Origin of the sequence: Nitrobacter vulgaris (genome assembly GCF_002028545.1) — a bacterium.
GTDB classification, from domain to species: Bacteria; Pseudomonadota; Alphaproteobacteria; order Rhizobiales; family Xanthobacteraceae; genus Nitrobacter; species Nitrobacter vulgaris.
This window is the reverse complement of sequence record NZ_MWPQ01000028.1, coordinates 1-16,156: the sequence shown is the minus strand read 5'-3', so window position 1 is coordinate 16,156 and position 16,156 is coordinate 1. Positions and strand designations below refer to the sequence as shown.

Genomic DNA, 16,156 nt, shown 5'->3' with positions numbered 1-16,156 from the left:
CGCCGCATCGCCACCAGATATGATCGTCTCGCAATCAATTTCCTCGCAGCCGTCTGCATCGCTGCGCTGGTCAGTTACTGGTTATGAGTCCGGACCCTAGTATCCGCGGCGCGGAGATTGACGATATCGACACTGCCTACGGCGGAAAGGCGGTTCCAATCCTGCCGCAGCTTCTTCCGGGTCGAGCCTGACCGTTTCACGCCAATATCAGGAGTCGCGTGAGGCCGCGCATTCTCAGACAGTCTGAGGTAGGCACAGCCCTGTTCCGTCAACGCATCAACAAGCGTTTCGAAGCTCCGGGCCTCGGCATCGAGCGATTTCAGAATGATCACCTTGGGCAGTGAGCGACTGTCACGGATCGCCGATAAAAAGCTTGGAATGACATCTCGGACGAAAGCAGGATCCACGACCGGACTGGAAAGAAAAGCGTAGTTGTAGGGCAATGCTTCAAGCACCGCGGGCCATAGCCGCGAAATTCTGCGAACCTGAAAGGCCCATACGCCAACCAGCTTCTTGAGTCCGGTACTGTCGTCCCACGCCAGCAGAACATGGACGCTCGCAAACCCGCTCTCGTTTGCGGCCATCAGGGCAGCCGGATTCATGAACACATTGGATGACGCCCGCCGAACGAGATCGTCCCAGGGCGCCGCAAGGTCCAGTGTTGGTGAACAAATGTTTACTGAAATCATCAGACGCCTCGGATCATCCTCGGCGACCCACCCGGCCCGCGATACTGGTCCTCCCCCGTTGCTTTTCAGTTAAATTGTATCGAGACGGTCGCCCTTCGATCCTTTGACGCTTTCAAGATTTTATTTGCCTTTGCGGCGCAATAATAACCCTTCCGGAACGAGGACCAATCCATGCGCTATACGGATGTTGCGATCGTTGGCGGCGGACTGGCCGGCTCGACCACCGCCGCGATGCTGGGCCGTGCAGGCATCCCTGCGATCATGATTGATCCACATTTGACGTATCCGCCCGACCTACGCTGCGAAAAGCTCGGCGGCACTCAACTTCCACGACTACGCAGGACAGGGCTTGAGGAAGAAATACTGCGGGCGACGACCATTGATGGCGAGATCTGGGAGGCGCGGTTCGGTTTTGTGGTGGCGAAAAAGCCAAGCGACCAGCACGGCGTGATGTACGACACTCTCGTCAATGCCATGCGTGCACAAATCTCGCCCAACGTCGAGATCCTAAACACGAAAGTCGTCGAGGTCGCCACGAGCGACGAACGCCAGCGCCTGGTGCTGGCCGATGGAGAAATAATTTCTGCGCGCCTGATCGTGCTTGCGAACGGTCTTAGCGTCAGCCTGCGTCATCTGCTCGGCCTCAGGCGCCGCGTCATCAGCGAATGTCATTCCGTGACGCTCGGCTTCAACGTCGTGCCAGTCGATCTATCGGCGTTTCCCTTCCCGGCCCTGACATACTGGCCGAAACGCTCTGGCGCACGGATGGCCTATCTCTCCCTGTTTCCGATCGGCAATACCATGCGGGCCAACATGATGGTCTATCGGCCAATCGACGACATCTGGTTTCGCGAATTCCGCAACAACCCCGAGGCGACGATGCGCGCGGTCATGCCCCGCCTCGACCGTATGACCGGAGGTTTCAAAGTTAGCGGACCGATCAAGATCAGACCGGCAGATTTGTATGTTACGGAAAATCATCGGCAGGCCGGGGTCGCTCTCGTCGGCGACGCTTTCGCGACCTCGTGCCCGGCCGCAGGCACCGGTACCGACAAGGTGTTTACCGACGTCGAACGACTCTGCAATGTCCACATCCCGCACTGGCTCTCGACCGAAGGCATGGATCGCGCCAAGATCGAGACCTTCTACGACGACCCCGTCAAGATGGAGTGTGATGCATGGTCGGCGACGAAAGCCTGGCATCTTCGTTCGCTATCCATCGACAATGGCCCGACCTGGCGCGCACGCCGATGGGCGCGCTTCATTGGGCGTCTGGCTCTGGGCCTGACCAGACCGATGAACAGATCCAACATGCGGCCATCCTCATCACCGCCGCGCCCGGAATCGCATGAAGGGGGATTGGCGTAGGGGCCTTAGACCGGGCTATAGCGTTTTCGAGCGAACTGGAAACCGGTTCGCGTGAAGAAGACGCCCCAAATCAAAAGATAGAGTGCTTCATCGTTTCCATGAAGCGGTGACAGACTCTGGTCATCTGCTTGAGAGCGGGACTTCGAAATTTCAGCGAATGAACTTGACGCCTAGCGTCCCCTGGCGTCGCCACACCACCGTGCACGAGTGCCCTTCTCTCGCGTCGCGGGAGAAAGCCAAGCGGAAAACGCTTGGTACAGCGCCAGCGTCATCGACAGTAATCTTGGCGCCCGCAGCCGAGAGGTCGAGCACGATGCATGGCCTTGCGGCAAAACCGCCGTCCAGAGTGATCCAGGCCGATTGCCGGACCGACTTGCGGGCTACCCGTTTTCTTGCGGCGATCATCATCCTGCACTCCAGCGCACCATCTGCGCGCAGTATATCATTTCGCCTCGGCGGAGAGATAAATGCCTCGCGGAAAGACCGATTAGCTAAACTTGAAATTAATTTTTCCTCACGCTGACCGCATAAACTGTTTCCATTTCGGAAAAGCAGTGAGGTTGCGCGAAGGATTGCCTGATGCGGCACAACGAAAAAAGGCCGGCTTGCGCCGGCCCTTTTCATCTGAGATCAGCCGATGCCTACTCTGCCGGCGGTAGAGCCAGCGGTTCGGCCTCCGGCGCGGACGGCACGATCGTCGCCTGTTTTTCGCGCTCGTCGAGAATCAGCTTGTCGCGCTTGACCGCAACTTCGCGGATCTTGGCCATCGACGCGCCGGTACCTGCCGGAATGAGTCGACCCACGATGACGTTTTCCTTCAGGCCCTCGAGCGGGTCCACCTTGCCGTTGACGGCAGCCTCGGTGAGCACGCGCGTGGTTTCCTGGAATGACGCCGCCGAGAAGAACGAGCGGGTTTGCAGGCTGGCCTTGGTGATGCCGAGCAGAACCGGCGTTCCCGTGGCGATCTTCTTACCCTCTTCCTTGGCCTTGAGGTTGAGCCGGTCGAACTCGATCTTGTCGATTTGCTCGCCCGAGATCATGTCGGTCTCGCCCTGATCGGTAATCTCGACCTTTTGAAGCATCTGACGAACAATCACCTCGATGTGCTTGTCGTTGATGAGCACGCCTTGCAAGCGGTAAACTTCCTGGATTTCGTTGACCAGATAGGCAGCGAGTTCCTCGATGCCCTTGATCGCCAGGATGTCGTGCGGCGCGGGATTGCCATCGACGATAAAATCGCCCTTCTCGACGATGTCACCATCCTGCAGATGGATGTGCTTGCCTTTCGGAATAAGATACTCGCGGGTCTCCTCGTCCTTGTCGACCGGCTCTATCGAGATGCGGCGCTTGTTCTTGTAATCGCGGCCGAACCGGATGGTGCCGGCGATTTCCGCGATGATTGCCGCATCCTTCGGCCTGCGAGCCTCGAACAGTTCGGCCACTCGCGGCAGACCGCCGGTGATGTCGCGGGTCTTGGCGCTCTCGGTCGAGATACGCGCCAGGATGTCGCCGGGTTTCACCTTGGCGCCAACGTCGACCGACAGAATGGCGTCGACCGACAGCATGTAGCGGGCGTCGCCGCCACGGGGCAGCTTCAGCACCTTGCCGTCCTTGCCCTTGATCACGATGGCTGGACGCAAGTCGGCTCCCCCGCGCGTCGAGCGCCAGTCGATAACGATGCGCTTGGCAATACCAGTGGATTCGTCGAGCGTTTCGGAGATCGACTGACCTTCGACCAAATCCTCGAATCCGATAGTACCCTCAAGCTCTGTCAAAATCGGCCGGGTGTAGGGATCCCACTCGGCGATACGCTGGCCGCGCTTGACCATGTCACCTTCGTCAACGTGCATGCGCGCGCCGTATTGAATGCGGTGAGTTGCGCGTTCAGTGCCGTCCGCATCGACAACGGCGACAACCATGTTACGCACCATCGCAACCAGATTACCTTCGCCGTTTCTTGCGATCGCCCTGTTCCTGAACGTGATCTTGCCGTCGAAGTTCGACTCGATCACCGACTGCTCGTTGATCTGCGCAGCGCCACCGATATGGAACGTGCGCATCGTGAGCTGCGTGCCAGGCTCGCCAATCGACTGCGCCGCGATGACGCCGACAGCCTCGCCGTGATTGACGGGCGTGCCGCGAGCCAGATCACGGCCGTAGCACTTGCCGCAGATGCCGTTGACCAGTTCGCAAGTCAGGGCCGAGCGGATCTTGACTTCCTGTATACCGGCCCGGGAGATCTGATCGACATGGCTTTCTTCCATCAAGGTGTTACGCTTGACCACCACTTTGTTATTCGCGGCATCACGAATGTCATCGCAGGCCGTGCGGCCCAGGATGCGCGATCCGAGTGACGCCACCACCGTGCCGGCATCGACGATAGCGCGCATCTTGATGCCGAGCTTGGTGCCGCAGTCGTCCTGGGTGATGATGCAGTCCTGCGCAACGTCGACCAGACGTCGGGTCAAATAGCCGGAATTTGCGGTCTTCAACGCGGTGTCTGCGAGACCCTTGCGGGCGCCATGGGTCGAGTTGAAGTATTCGAGAACCGACAACCCCTCCTTAAAGTTGGAGATGATCGGCGTCTCGATGATCTCGCCCGACGGCTTCGCCATCAGGCCGCGCATGCCGGCGAGCTGACGCATCTGGGCGGGCGAACCGCGCGCGCCGGAATGCGCCATCATGTAGATCGAGTTGATCTGGGCCTCGACGCCCTTGGCGTCCTTCTTGGTCGAAGAAATTTCCTTCATCATCTCCTTGGCGATTTCCTCCGTCGCCTTGGACCATGCGTCAACGACCTTGTTGTACTTCTCGCCATGCGTGATCAGACCATCGTTGTACTGCTGCTCGAAATCCTTCGCCAGCGTACGCGTGGTGTCGACGATCTTCCACTTTCCATGCGGGACCACCATGTCGTCCTTACCGAAGGAGATTCCGGCCTTGAACGCATTGTAGAAGCCGAGCGCCATGATCCGGTCGCAGAAGATCACCGTCTCCTTCTGACCACAGTGGCGATAGACTTGATCGATCACGCCGGAGATTTCGCGCTTGGTCATCAGCTTGTTGATGACGTCGAACGAGATCTTCGGCGACTTCGGCAGCACCTGGCCAAGCATGACGCGGCCGGCAGTGGTTTCGATCAGACGCTTTACGGACTCGCCATCCTCGCCGATCACATCCCAGCGATACTTGATCTTGGTATGAAGATGGATGACGCGGGAATGGAGCGCATGCTCCAGCTCGGCCATATCGCCGAACACCTTGCCTTCACCGGGCAAGCCCTCACGCATGATCGAAAGATAGTAAAGACCGAGCACGATGTCCTGGCTGGGAACGATGATCGGCTGACCGTTCGCCGGGTGCAGGATGTTGTTGGTCGACATCATCAGCACGCGCGCCTCTAACTGCGCCTCGAGCGAAAGCGGAACGTGGACGGCCATCTGGTCGCCATCGAAGTCGGCGTTGAAGGCGGCGCAGACCAGCGGATGAAGCTGGATCGCCTTACCCTCGATCAGAACCGGCTCGAACGCTTGAATACCGAGCCGGTGAAGCGTCGGCGCGCGATTCAGGAGCACCGGGTGCTCACGAATGACCTCATCGAGAATATCCCAGACCTCGGGACGTTCCTTTTCAACGAGCTTCTTTGCCTGCTTCACGGTCGTAGACAGACCCTTGGCATCGAGCCGCGAATAGATGAACGGCTTGAACAGTTCCAGCGCCATCTTCTTCGGCAAGCCGCACTGGTGCAGCTTCAGTTCGGGACCGACGACAATGACGGAGCGGCCGGAATAATCGACACGCTTGCCGAGCAAGTTCTGCCGGAAGCGCCCCTGCTTGCCTTTCAGCATGTCGGCGAGCGACTTCAGCGGCCGCTTGTTTGCGCCGGTGATGACGCGGCCGCGACGGCCGTTGTCGAATAGCGCATCAACCGCTTCCTGAAGCATTCGCTTCTCGTTACGGATGATGATGTCAGGCGCACGCAGCTCCATCAGCCGCTTCAGACGGTTGTTGCGGTTGATGACGCGGCGATACAGATCGTTGAGGTCGGACGTGGCGAAGCGGCCGCCGTCGAGCGGCACCAGTGGACGCAAGTCCGGCGGAATCACCGGCACCACGGTGAGGATCATCCACTCCGGCTTGTTGCCGGAAAAGCGGAAGGCCTCGACAATCTTCAACCGCTTGGCGAGCTTTTTGTGCTTGATATCGGACTCAGTCGCCTGCATCTCCGCGCGCAGTTCCGCCTCAAGCCTCTCGAGTTCAAGGCCCTTCAGCAATTCCCGGATCGCTTCGGCGCCAATCATGGCGGTGAAGCTGTCCTGGCCGTATTCGTCCTGCGCGCGAAGGTATTCCTCTTCCGACAGCAACTGACGGTCCTTGAGCGCAGTAAGACCAGGCTCCAGAACGACGTAGTATTCGAAGTAGAGAATGCGCTCGAGATCCTTCAGCGTCATGTCGAGCAAGAGGCCGATGCGGGAGGGCAGCGACTTCAGAAACCATATGTGGGCAACGGGTGCAGCCAGCTCGATATGACCCATGCGCTCGCGGCGCACGCGCGATAGCGTCACTTCGACCGAGCACTTCTCGCAGATGATGCCCTTGTATTTCATCCGCTTGTACTTGCCGCACAGGCACTCGTAGTCCTTGATCGGACCGAAGATGCGCGCGCAGAACAGGCCGTCACGCTCCGGCTTGAACGTGCGGTAGTTGATCGTCTCCGGCTTTTTGATCTCGCCGTAGGACCACGACAAAATTTTCTCCGGCGACGCGATCGAAATCCGGATCTGGTCGAAGACCTGGGCCGGAGTCGTCGGATTGAATAAATTCATTATTTCTTGGTTCATGGTCTTCTCCTCGACGGCCGCGTTCCGGATGCTGCGCGAGCCGAGATCCGGTGCGCTGCCGATCCGGAACCTTAACGGTCCGCGGAATTCGTTGCGGTCCCGGTTTTGCGACGCCTCGCTGTGCGATGCGCCGCGCCGGGAATAGGCGTTCTCAAACTGCTACTCGGCCGCTTCGGACATGCCGCCGACTTTGGAGTTGTGCAGATCGACATTCAGGCCCAGTGAGCGCATTTCCTTGACCAGCACGTTGAACGATTCCGGAATGCCTGCCTCGAAAGTATCGTCGCCTCGCACAATGGCCTCATAGACCTTGGTACGGCCCGCGACGTCGTCCGACTTCACCGTCAGCATTTCCTGGAGCGTGTACGCCGCGCCGTAAGCCTCGAGGGCCCACACCTCCATTTCGCCGAAACGCTGGCCACCGAACTGCGCCTTGCCGCCCAGCGGCTGCTGGGTGACGAGCGAGTAAGGTCCGATCGAGCGCGCGTGGATCTTGTCATCAACAAGGTGGTGCAGCTTGAGCATGTAGATGTAGCCCACCGTAACCTTGCGATCGAACGAGTCACCGGTCCGCCCGTCATAGACGGTCGACTGGCCTGACCTGTCCATGCCAGCGAGCTCGAGCATCTGCTCGATATCGGCTTCCTTGGCGCCGTCGAACACCGGCGTTGCGATCGGAACGCCGCGGCTCAGATTGCGGCCGAGCTCGACGAGTTCATGATCGTTGAGCGATTTGATGGTCTCGTTGTCGCCATAGACTTTCTTGAGCGTCTCCTTCAGCGGCTTGGTTTCCTGCTTCGCGCTCGCGAGATAGGCATCGACGGCCTGTCCGATCCGCCTGCCAAGGCCGGCGCATGCCCAGCCGAGGTGGGTTTCGAGAATCTGACCGACGTTCATGCGCGAGGGCACGCCGAGCGGGTTAAGCACGATATCGGCGTGGGTGCCGTCCTCGAGGAACGGCATGTCCTCGATCGGAACGATCTTCGAGACCACACCCTTGTTGCCATGACGACCAGCCATCTTGTCGCCAGGCTGAATCTTGCGCTTCACGGCGACGAAGACCTTGACCATCTTCATCACGCCGGGCGGCAACTCGTCACCACGCTGCAGCTTTTCGACCTTGTCGAGGAACCGCTGCTCGAGGCCCTTTTTCGACTCGTCGTACTGCTTCCGCATGGCCTCGATCTCGGCCATTAGCTTGTCGTTTGGCGATGCGAACAGCCACCACTGCGACTTCGGATATTCCTCGAGCACCGACTTTGTGATCTTGGTATCCTTCTTGAAGCCCTTCGGGCCGGCAATGCCCTGACGGTTTTCGAGCAGATCAGCGAGGCGGCCGTAGACGTTGCGGTCGAGAATCGCCTGCTCGTCGTCGCGGTCCTTGGCAAGACGCTCGATTTCTTCCCGCTCAATTGCCAGCGCACGTTCATCCTTGTCGACACCGTGGCGGTTAAAGACGCGGACCTCGACAATCGTGCCCTGCACACCCGGAGGCACGCGCAAGCTGGTGTCGCGAACGTCGGAAGCCTTCTCGCCGAAGATCGCGCGCAACAGCTTTTCTTCCGGGGTCATCGGGCTTTCGCCCTTCGGCGTGATCTTGCCGACCAGAATGTCGCCCGCGCGGACCTCGGCGCCGATGTAGACAATGCCGGCTTCATCAAGGTTCTTCAGCGCTTCTTCCGAAACATTCGGAATGTCGCGTGTGATTTCCTCGGGACCCAGCTTGGTGTCGCGGGCCATCACTTCGAATTCCTCGATATGGATCGAGGTGAAGACGTCTTCCTTGACGATCCGCTCCGAGAGCAGGATCGAGTCTTCGAAGTTGTAGCCATTCCACGGCATGAACGCGACCAGCACGTTGCGGCCGAGCGCGAGTTCGCCGAGATCGGTGGACGGGCCGTCCGCGATGATGTCGCCCTTTTTGACGATATCGCCGACCTTCACCAATGGACGCTGATTGATGCAGGTCGATTGGTTCGAGCGCTGGTACTTCATAAGACGATAGATATCGACACCCGACTTGGTCGGATCGAGATCTTCCGTTGCGCGGATAACAACGCGGGTGGCGTCGATCTGATCGATCACGCCCGAGCGGCGCGCGGCGATCGCTGCGCCCGAGTCGCGGGCGACCACGCCTTCCATGCCGGTGCCGACGAACGGCGCCTCGGCGCGCACCAGCGGCACCGCCTGACGCTGCATGTTCGAGCCCATCAGCGCGCGGTTGGCGTCGTCGTTCTCGAGGAACGGAATGAGCGCCGCGGCGACCGAGACGAGCTGCTTCGGCGACACGTCCATGAAGTCGACCTTGTCCGGCGTCACCGGCAGCACCTCGCCGGCATGACGGCAGACCACGAGGTCTTCAGTGAAACGGCCGCGGTTGTCGAGCGGCAGGTTGGCCTGCGCGACGTGATAGCGGCCCTCTTCCATCGCCGAGAGATAGACCACCTCGTCGGTGACGCGGCCGTCCTTCACCTTGCGATACGGTGTCTCGACGAAGCCGTATTTGTTGACGCGCGCGAACGTCGCGAGCGAGTTAATAAGGCCGATGTTCGGACCTTCCGGCGTCTCGATCGGGCAGATACGGCCGTAGTGCGTCGGATGCACGTCGCGCACCTCGAAGCCTGCGCGTTCGCGTGTCAGACCACCCGGCCCGAGCGCCGACAGGCGGCGCTTGTGGGTGATCTCCGAGAGCGGGTTGGTCTGATCCATGAACTGCGAGAGTTGCGACGATCCGAAGAACTCGCGCACCGCAGCAGCCGCGGGTTTCGCGTTGATCAGATCCTGTGGCATCACGGTGTCGATGTCGACGGAGGACATCCGCTCCTTGATGGCTCGCTCCATGCGCAACAGGCCGACGCGATACTGGTTTTCCATCAGTTCACCGACCGAGCGCACGCGACGGTTGCCAAGGTGGTCGATATCGTCGATCTCACCCCTGCCGTCGCGCAGGTCGACTAGCGTCTTGATGACCGCAAGGATGTCTTCCTTGCGCAGCGTGCGATACGTGTCCGGCGCATCAAGATCGAGGCGCATGTTCATCTTGACGCGGCCCACGGCGGACAGATCGTAGCGCTCGGCGTCGAAGAACAGCGATTGGAACATGTTCTGCGCCGACTCCAGCGTCGGCGGCTCACCCGGACGCATCACCCGGTAGATGTCGAACAGCGCGTCCTCCCGCGTCATGTTCTTGTCAGCGCTGAGCGTGTTGCGGATGTAAGGACCAACGTTGACATGGTCGATGTCGAGCAGCGGCAATTCCTTATAGCCGTGCTCGTTCAGCCCCTTCAGCGACTTCTCGGTGATTTCCTCGCCGGCTTCGGCGTAGATCTCACCGGTTTTGGGATTGACGAGATCCTCGGCGAGATACATGCCGACCAAATCGTCGTCGCTCATGCGCAGTGCCTTCAGCCCCTTCTCCTGGAGCTGGCGCGCGGCGCGAACCGTAAATTTCTTACCGGCCTCGAGCACGACCTTGCCGGTATCAGCGTCGATCAGGTCGTTCAGTGTCGAATAACCGCGAAAGCGAACCGGATCATAGGGCACGCGCCAGCCGTCTGAATTGCCGCCGGATTTCGCGCGCTTGTAAATGATCTTTTTGTAGAACGTGCTGAGGATTTCCTCGCCGTCGAGGCCGAGGGCGAACATCAGCGACGTCACCGGAATTTTGCGGCGACGGTCGATGCGCGCGAACACGATGTCCTTGGCATCGAACTCGATGTCGAGCCACGAGCCGCGATAGGGAATGACGCGCGCGGCGAACAGCAACTTGCCTGACGAATGGGTCTTGCCCTTGTCGTGATCGAAGAACACGCCGGGCGACCGATGCATCTGCGAGACGATGACGCGCTCGGTGCCGTTGACGACGAAGGTGCCGTTCATTGTCATGAGCGGAATGTCGCCCATGTAGACGTCCTGCTCCTTGATGTCCTTCACGGACTTCGCGGCGGTTTCCTCGTCGATATCGAATACGATGAGGCGGAGCGTCACCTTCAGCGGCGCGGCATAGGTCATGCCGCGCTGGCGGCATTCGTCGACGTCATACTTCGGCGCCTCGAATTCGTAGCGCACGAATTCGAGCTGCGAGGTGCCCGAAAAGTCGTTAATCGGAAACACTGATTTGAAAACCGCCTGCAAGCCCTCGTCGAGCCGGCCACCCTCCGGTTCGGCGACCATCAGGAACTGGTCGTAGGACGCCTTCTGAACCTCGATCAGGTTTGGCATCTCGGCGACTTCCCGGATATGCCCGAAGAACTTGCGAACCCGCTTGCGACCGGTGAACGTCTGCTGCACCATCGTGGCCTCTCATGTCGTCGCCCGTGAGGGGCGAACCTTCCGAAGCGCGATTGACATCGCCTCCAGGGTGAATCTCGGAACGCTCTCAAGAGCGGCACGCATATGTCAGGACTTAAATCCTGAACTGGAACGCCAGGCTCGCAGAACGCAAAACGACGCGCGGGGTGCAGGGATGCACCCGCCCGTCAAAATCATATCCAAACGGACCGAAAAAGCCCGAAATCGCTGCTCTCCCAACAGCTTATGAGAGAACGCCGCCGTTCCCACCATATGCTGCGCTTTCGTGCTGCCGTCCCGATATGGGATGGCAATCGTGGAGATTCGAGGGACGCTCCCCTGAATCTCCACACTTTTCTGTGTACAACCGGCCAGAGCAGAGCTTGGCAGTTGCGCCCGGATGAAACGCGATTCCGATCGCGCCCATCCGGGAAATCTCGTTACAACTTACCGCCTCCGTTGTGGCGAGGCCGTCCCGGCCATCCACGCCTTTAGCGAAGCGATCCCCGGATCTCGTTGACGCTCGCCAAACTGACGAAGAAAACCGGATCTCGCTCAAAGAACTGCGGTTACTTAAGCTCAACCTTGGCGCCGGCCTTCTCAAGCTGCGCCTTGATTTTCTCGGCTTCGTCCTTGGCAACGCCGTCCTTGACGGGTTTCGGTGCACCTTCGACGAGGTCCTTGGCTTCCTTGAGGCCAAGGCCCGTGATGGCGCGAACTTCCTTGATGACCTCGATCTTCTTGTCACCGGCGGACGCGAGCACGACCGAGAACTCGGTCTTCTCTTCAACCGCAGCGGCACCGCCGCCAGCGCCCGGCGCCGCCGCAACCGCAACCGCGGCAGCCGCCGACACGCCCCATTTTTCTTCAAGCAGCTTCGCCAGTTCGGCAGCCTCGAGCACGGTCAGCGCCGAGAGGTCATCAACAATCTTCTGCAGATCAGCCATCGATGTGTTCCTTTAACGTATTCGGTTCGAACCAGATTCAACTTGCGAAGGGCCTCACGCCGCTTCGCCCTTTGAGGCATAGGCCTGAACGACGCGCGCGAGCTTGGCCGCGGGCGCAGTCGAGAGCTGAGCGATCTTGGTCGCCGGCGCCATCAGGAGGCCGACCAGCTTGCCGCGCAGTTCATCGAGGGACGGCAGCGAGGCCAAGGCCTTGACGCTGTCGACGTTCAGAACGGTTTTACCCATCGAACCGCCGAGAATGACGAAGTTTTCATTCGTCTTGGCGAATTCGACGGCAACCTTCGGCGCCGCCACCGGATCGTTGGAAGTCGCGATCACGGTCGGCCCCTTCAGCAGGGAGCCGATGGCAACGACGTCTGTGCCTTCAAGAGCAATTTTGGCGAGACGGTTCTTCGAGACCTTAACCGACGCACCCGCCTGCTTCATCTGCATACGCAGCTTCTGCATCTGGGCCACGGTGAGGCCGGAATAATGAGCGACGACCGCAACGCCCGTGGTCTTGAAGACCTCGTTCAGCGCCTCGACCGCCTCTTTTTTTGCCGCTCGTTCCACAGCAAGCTCTTTCCGTTTGGCGACCTTTGTCTCAAGGCTGAGGCCGCCGGGTTATACCCATCGTCCCGCCCAAAACCTGATCCCAAAGCACTTGTCCCACAAGACACCTGCCTCAAGACACACGCCGGGCGCGACGACAATTCAGTAGCCTGCCCTCCCGAGCTGACGGCCTGGCGGCCGGATGGCACGGGGTGTCGAGGTTCGAACCCAATTCGCAGCCACCGCTTGTCGCGATGAAAAGCGAAACCCGGTCTTCACCCGTCTATGCAGGCTATGCAATTAAGCCATTGGACAAACTTGCGTTCGGCCGTCGGCGCCCGCAGTCTCGGACAGGACGGAATCAACAGCACCGTCCCTGACGGGACGATCGAAGACCCCTGTTCGCACCCGCGCCCCAGCCAAATTGGCATCCTGTCCTCCCCGAACCATCCGAATGGACATGCGGAAAGGAAAGATCTCCAATCTCATTGGGTTTTTGGAAGCGAACACCGCCGCGCCAGCGAGAGCCAGCACGTCCGGAGCGTGGTGTTTAACGAATCTTTGCCACGCTGCCAAGTTCTAAATCATGCAATTTTCCGGCCAGCTTCAGAAAAGCTCGCACTGCACTCGACGACGTCAACGGGACCGCCTGCCGCGCGGTCAAGAAAAATCAAGGCAGGCCCGGAAAACTCCGATCCCGCCTTGCTTGTTGCAGATTCTCGGCCTCAGCCGAGCACGGTTCCCGGCTCGACCTTGACGCCCGGTCCCATGGTCGAAGACACCGCAATGCGCTGGATGTAGGTGCCCTTGGCGCCAGCCGGCTTGGCCTTCGCTACCGCATCCGCCAACGCCTTGATGTTCTCGACGAGCTTCTCTTCCGAAAACGAAGCCTTGCCGACACCGGCCTGCACGATACCGGCCTTCTCGACGCGGAATTCCACCGAACCGCCCTTGGCACCCTTCACGGCGCCGACGACATCCATGGTCACCGTGCCGATCTTCGGGTTCGGCATCATGCCCCGCGGACCGAGCACCTTGCCGAGACGGCCGACCAGCGGCATCATGTCCGGCGTGGCGATGCAGCGATCGAATGCGATCGTACCGCCCTGCACGGTCTCAACCAGATCTTCCGCACCAACGACGTCCGCGCCTGCTGCCTTGGCTTCCTCGGCCTTGGCACCGCGCGCAAACACGCCCACGCGCAGCGTGCGGCCGGTGCCGTTCGGCAGACTGACGACGCCGCGCACCATCTGGTCGGCGTGACGTGGATCGACGCCGAGATTCATGGCGATCTCGATCGTCTCGTCGAATTTTGACTTGGCGCGTTCCTTGATCAGCTTGATCGCCTCGGCGATCGGGTAAAGTTTTTCCCGATCAATGCCTTCGCGAGCCTTCTTCAAACGTTTTCCGGTTGCCATGGTTCGTTACTCCGCCACCTGAAGGCCCATCGAGCGGGCAGAGCCCTCGACCATGCTCATGGCCGATTCGACAGTGTCGCAATTGAGGTCCTTCATCTTCTTCTCGGCGATCTCGCGCACCTGCGCCTTGGTCACCTTGCCGGCGGAATCGCGGCCCGGCGCCTTTGAACCGGACTGGATTTTCGCCGCCTGCTTGAGGAAGTAGGACATCGGCGGGGTCTTCATCTCAAAGGTGAAGGAACGATCGGCATAGATCGTGATCACCACCGGAATCGGCGTATTCTTTTCTTCCTTCTGCGTCTGGGCGTTGAACGCCTTGCAGAATTCCATGATGTTGAGACCGCGCTGACCAAGCGCGGGACCGATCGGTGGCGACGGATTCGCCGCACCGGCCGGTACCTGCAATTTCAGGTATCCGGTCACTTTCTTTGCCATGCGTTACTCCTGTTGGTGGTTACGGCTTGAGACGGCTGGCGACCGCCCTCACCTCCCACGGCTTCCGCGGAAATTCCCTTCCGCACGTCATGGCCGGGCTTGTCCCGACCATCCACGTCTTCACAACCGTTCCACGACGAAAGACGTGGACGCCCGGCGGAACGCCGGGCAGACGGCTAAACCTTCTCGACCTGACCGAACTCCAGTTCGACCGGCGTTGCGCGGCCGAAGATCGACACCGCGACCTTCACGCGCGAGCGCGCCTCGTCGATTTCCTCAACCACGCCGGAGAACGACGCAAACGGCCCGTCGGCCACGCGAACATTCTCGCCAATCTCGAACGACACCGACGCCTTGGGCCGCTCCACACCTTCCTGCACCTGATGCATGATGCGCATGGCCTCGGCTTCCGAAATCGGCATCGGCTTGTTTTCCGCGCCGAGAAAGCCCGTGACCTTCGGAGTGTTCTTGATGAGATGGAACGCTTCGTCCGTGAGGTTCATCTTCACCAGCACGTAACCCGGAAAGAACTTGCGCTCGGTATCGACCTTGCGGCCGCGCCGGACCTCCGTGACCTTCTCGGTCGGCACCAGCACCTGCTCGAAGAGATCCTCAAGCCCCCGCTGCTTGGCCTGCTCCCGAATCGACTCCGAGACCTTTTTTTCGAAATTCGAATAGGCGTGGACGATATACCAGCGCATGCTCATGGTTCAGTTCCGTTGCGCGAGTCGCTCGTGTCTTCAATGAAGACTCAGGACGAACGTAATGAAAAAACGGATTAACTGATCCGTGAAGAAGAAGAAAATCGACGCCAGTGCCACCATCAGGAACACCATGATCGTCGTGACCGTGGTCTCGCGACGGGACGGCCAGGTGACCTTCGCAGTCTCGGTGCGCACTTCCTGCAGGAATTTGAACGGGCTGAAAGCCATCGTTGATGATCCGCGTTCGTTGCCGATCTGATTTCGGATGTCTGGACAGACTGTCTCGCGCGCCCACCCCTCCTTTGAGGGTAGTCGCCCAGCGGGCTCGACTGTCCGGGAAATTCAAGGCCGCGTCGGATATCCGTAAAATCGGGCCGACAGCAGGTGCCGCTATCTACTGCTGGCGGCTGGAAAGGTCAAGGGATGGTCAGCAGTCCTGCTAGGCAACAATGCTTGGGGACGATTGGAGATGCACGATTGACTGGCAGGAGTGGCAGGGCTCGAACCTGCGACCCCCGGTTTTGGAGACCGGTGCTCTACCAATTGAGCTACACTCCTGTGAGGGCTGCGTCGCCGCAGACCCTAGCCGTTTCAAGCATGACGGGCGCCCTGATTGCAAGTGGCAAGCAATCCCCGGATCGCGAGTTCCTGCGAGGCTGCCCCTTCTGGCCGACGCTGACGGCGCTCCGCGTCCCTACTCGATGATGCTGGCGACGACGCCTGCTCCGGCCACAAGTGCGGTCTACCGCACTTGTGCAAGGTTGAACTCGGTTGGTACTGACGGTTTGTTGCGGTGATCATTCAATGATCGACGCCACGACGCCTGCTCCGACGGTACGTCCGCCCTCGCGGATGGCGAAGCGCAGCTTCTCCTCCATCGCGATCGGCACGATCAGGTGCACTTCCATCGCG

The 16,156-nt window shown here is 59.9% G+C and carries 12 protein-coding genes, 1 tRNA gene and 1 pseudogene; 2 read left to right on the top strand and 12 right to left on the bottom strand.

Annotated features, from left to right (window positions below):
• Nucleotides 1-87 (top strand): annotated as a pseudogene (locus B2M20_RS18990) (IS5/IS1182 family transposase); the annotation flags it as partial.
• On the opposite strand, the gene B2M20_RS06785 reads toward B2M20_RS18990, so the two are convergent.
• On the bottom strand, nt 75-689 hold the full coding sequence (locus B2M20_RS06785; RefSeq protein WP_244553444.1) for a GNAT family N-acetyltransferase: 615 nt from the start codon (nt 687-689) through the stop codon (nt 75-77). The pseudogene B2M20_RS18990 and the gene B2M20_RS06785 overlap by 13 nt on opposite strands.
• A 171-nt stretch (nt 690-860) precedes the next feature.
• Between B2M20_RS06785 and B2M20_RS06780 the strand changes: the two genes are divergently transcribed.
• A complete protein-coding gene (locus tag B2M20_RS06780) occupies nt 861-2,057 on the top strand; it encodes an FAD-dependent oxidoreductase (protein ID WP_079446318.1) in 1,197 nt (398 codons plus the stop codon).
• Between the two features lie 150 nt (nt 2,058-2,207).
• Here B2M20_RS06780 and B2M20_RS06775 read toward each other — a convergent pair whose 3' ends face one another.
• From B2M20_RS06775 to B2M20_RS06720, 11 genes are all read right to left on the bottom strand, one after another.
• Nucleotides 2,208-2,465, bottom strand: a complete 258-nt coding sequence (locus B2M20_RS06775; protein WP_420799272.1) for a PilZ domain-containing protein — start codon at nt 2,463-2,465, stop codon at nt 2,208-2,210.
• A gap of 233 nt (nt 2,466-2,698) precedes the next feature.
• Nucleotides 2,699-6,898 carry a DNA-directed RNA polymerase subunit beta' gene (gene rpoC, locus B2M20_RS06770; protein WP_079446317.1) on the bottom strand — a complete coding sequence of 1,400 codons (4,200 nt, stop codon included), beginning with the start codon at nt 6,896-6,898 and terminating at the stop codon, nt 2,699-2,701.
• A 159-nt stretch (nt 6,899-7,057) separates the two neighbouring features.
• The gene (rpoB, locus tag B2M20_RS06765; RefSeq protein ID WP_079446316.1) at nt 7,058-11,191 is read right to left on the bottom strand and encodes a DNA-directed RNA polymerase subunit beta; all 4,134 of its coding nucleotides are present in this window, start codon (nt 11,189-11,191) and stop codon (nt 7,058-7,060) included.
• Between the two features lie 566 nt (nt 11,192-11,757).
• A complete protein-coding gene (rplL, locus tag B2M20_RS06760) occupies nt 11,758-12,135 on the bottom strand; it encodes a 50S ribosomal protein L7/L12 (RefSeq protein ID WP_079446315.1) in 378 nt (125 codons plus the stop codon).
• Nucleotides 12,136-12,189: 54 nt separating this feature from the next.
• On the bottom strand, nt 12,190-12,708 hold the full coding sequence (gene rplJ, locus B2M20_RS06755; protein WP_079446314.1) for a 50S ribosomal protein L10: 519 nt from the start codon (nt 12,706-12,708) through the stop codon (nt 12,190-12,192).
• 704 nt (nt 12,709-13,412) lie between these two features.
• Nucleotides 13,413-14,105: a 50S ribosomal protein L1 gene (gene rplA / locus B2M20_RS06745; RefSeq protein WP_079446312.1), complete on the bottom strand. Its 693-nt coding sequence runs from the start codon at nt 14,103-14,105 to the stop codon at nt 13,413-13,415.
• A gap of 6 nt (nt 14,106-14,111) precedes the next feature.
• The gene (gene rplK / locus B2M20_RS06740; protein WP_079446311.1) at nt 14,112-14,540 is read right to left on the bottom strand and encodes a 50S ribosomal protein L11; all 429 of its coding nucleotides are present in this window, start codon (nt 14,538-14,540) and stop codon (nt 14,112-14,114) included.
• Nucleotides 14,541-14,716: 176 nt separating this feature from the next.
• A complete protein-coding gene (gene nusG, locus B2M20_RS06735; protein WP_009797155.1) occupies nt 14,717-15,247 on the bottom strand; it encodes a transcription termination/antitermination protein NusG in 531 nt (176 codons plus the stop codon).
• A 33-nt stretch (nt 15,248-15,280) separates the two neighbouring features.
• Entirely contained in the window at nt 15,281-15,472 is a 192-nt protein-coding gene (gene secE / locus B2M20_RS06730) for a preprotein translocase subunit SecE (RefSeq protein ID WP_079446310.1), read from the bottom strand.
• 254 nt (nt 15,473-15,726) lie between these two features.
• Nucleotides 15,727-15,802, bottom strand: a tRNA-Trp gene (locus tag B2M20_RS06725).
• Nucleotides 15,803-16,041: 239 nt separating this feature from the next.
• The coding region (locus B2M20_RS06720) for an EF-Tu C-terminal domain-related protein (RefSeq protein ID WP_476638868.1) at nt 16,042-16,156 on the bottom strand (115 nt) is incomplete at its 5' end.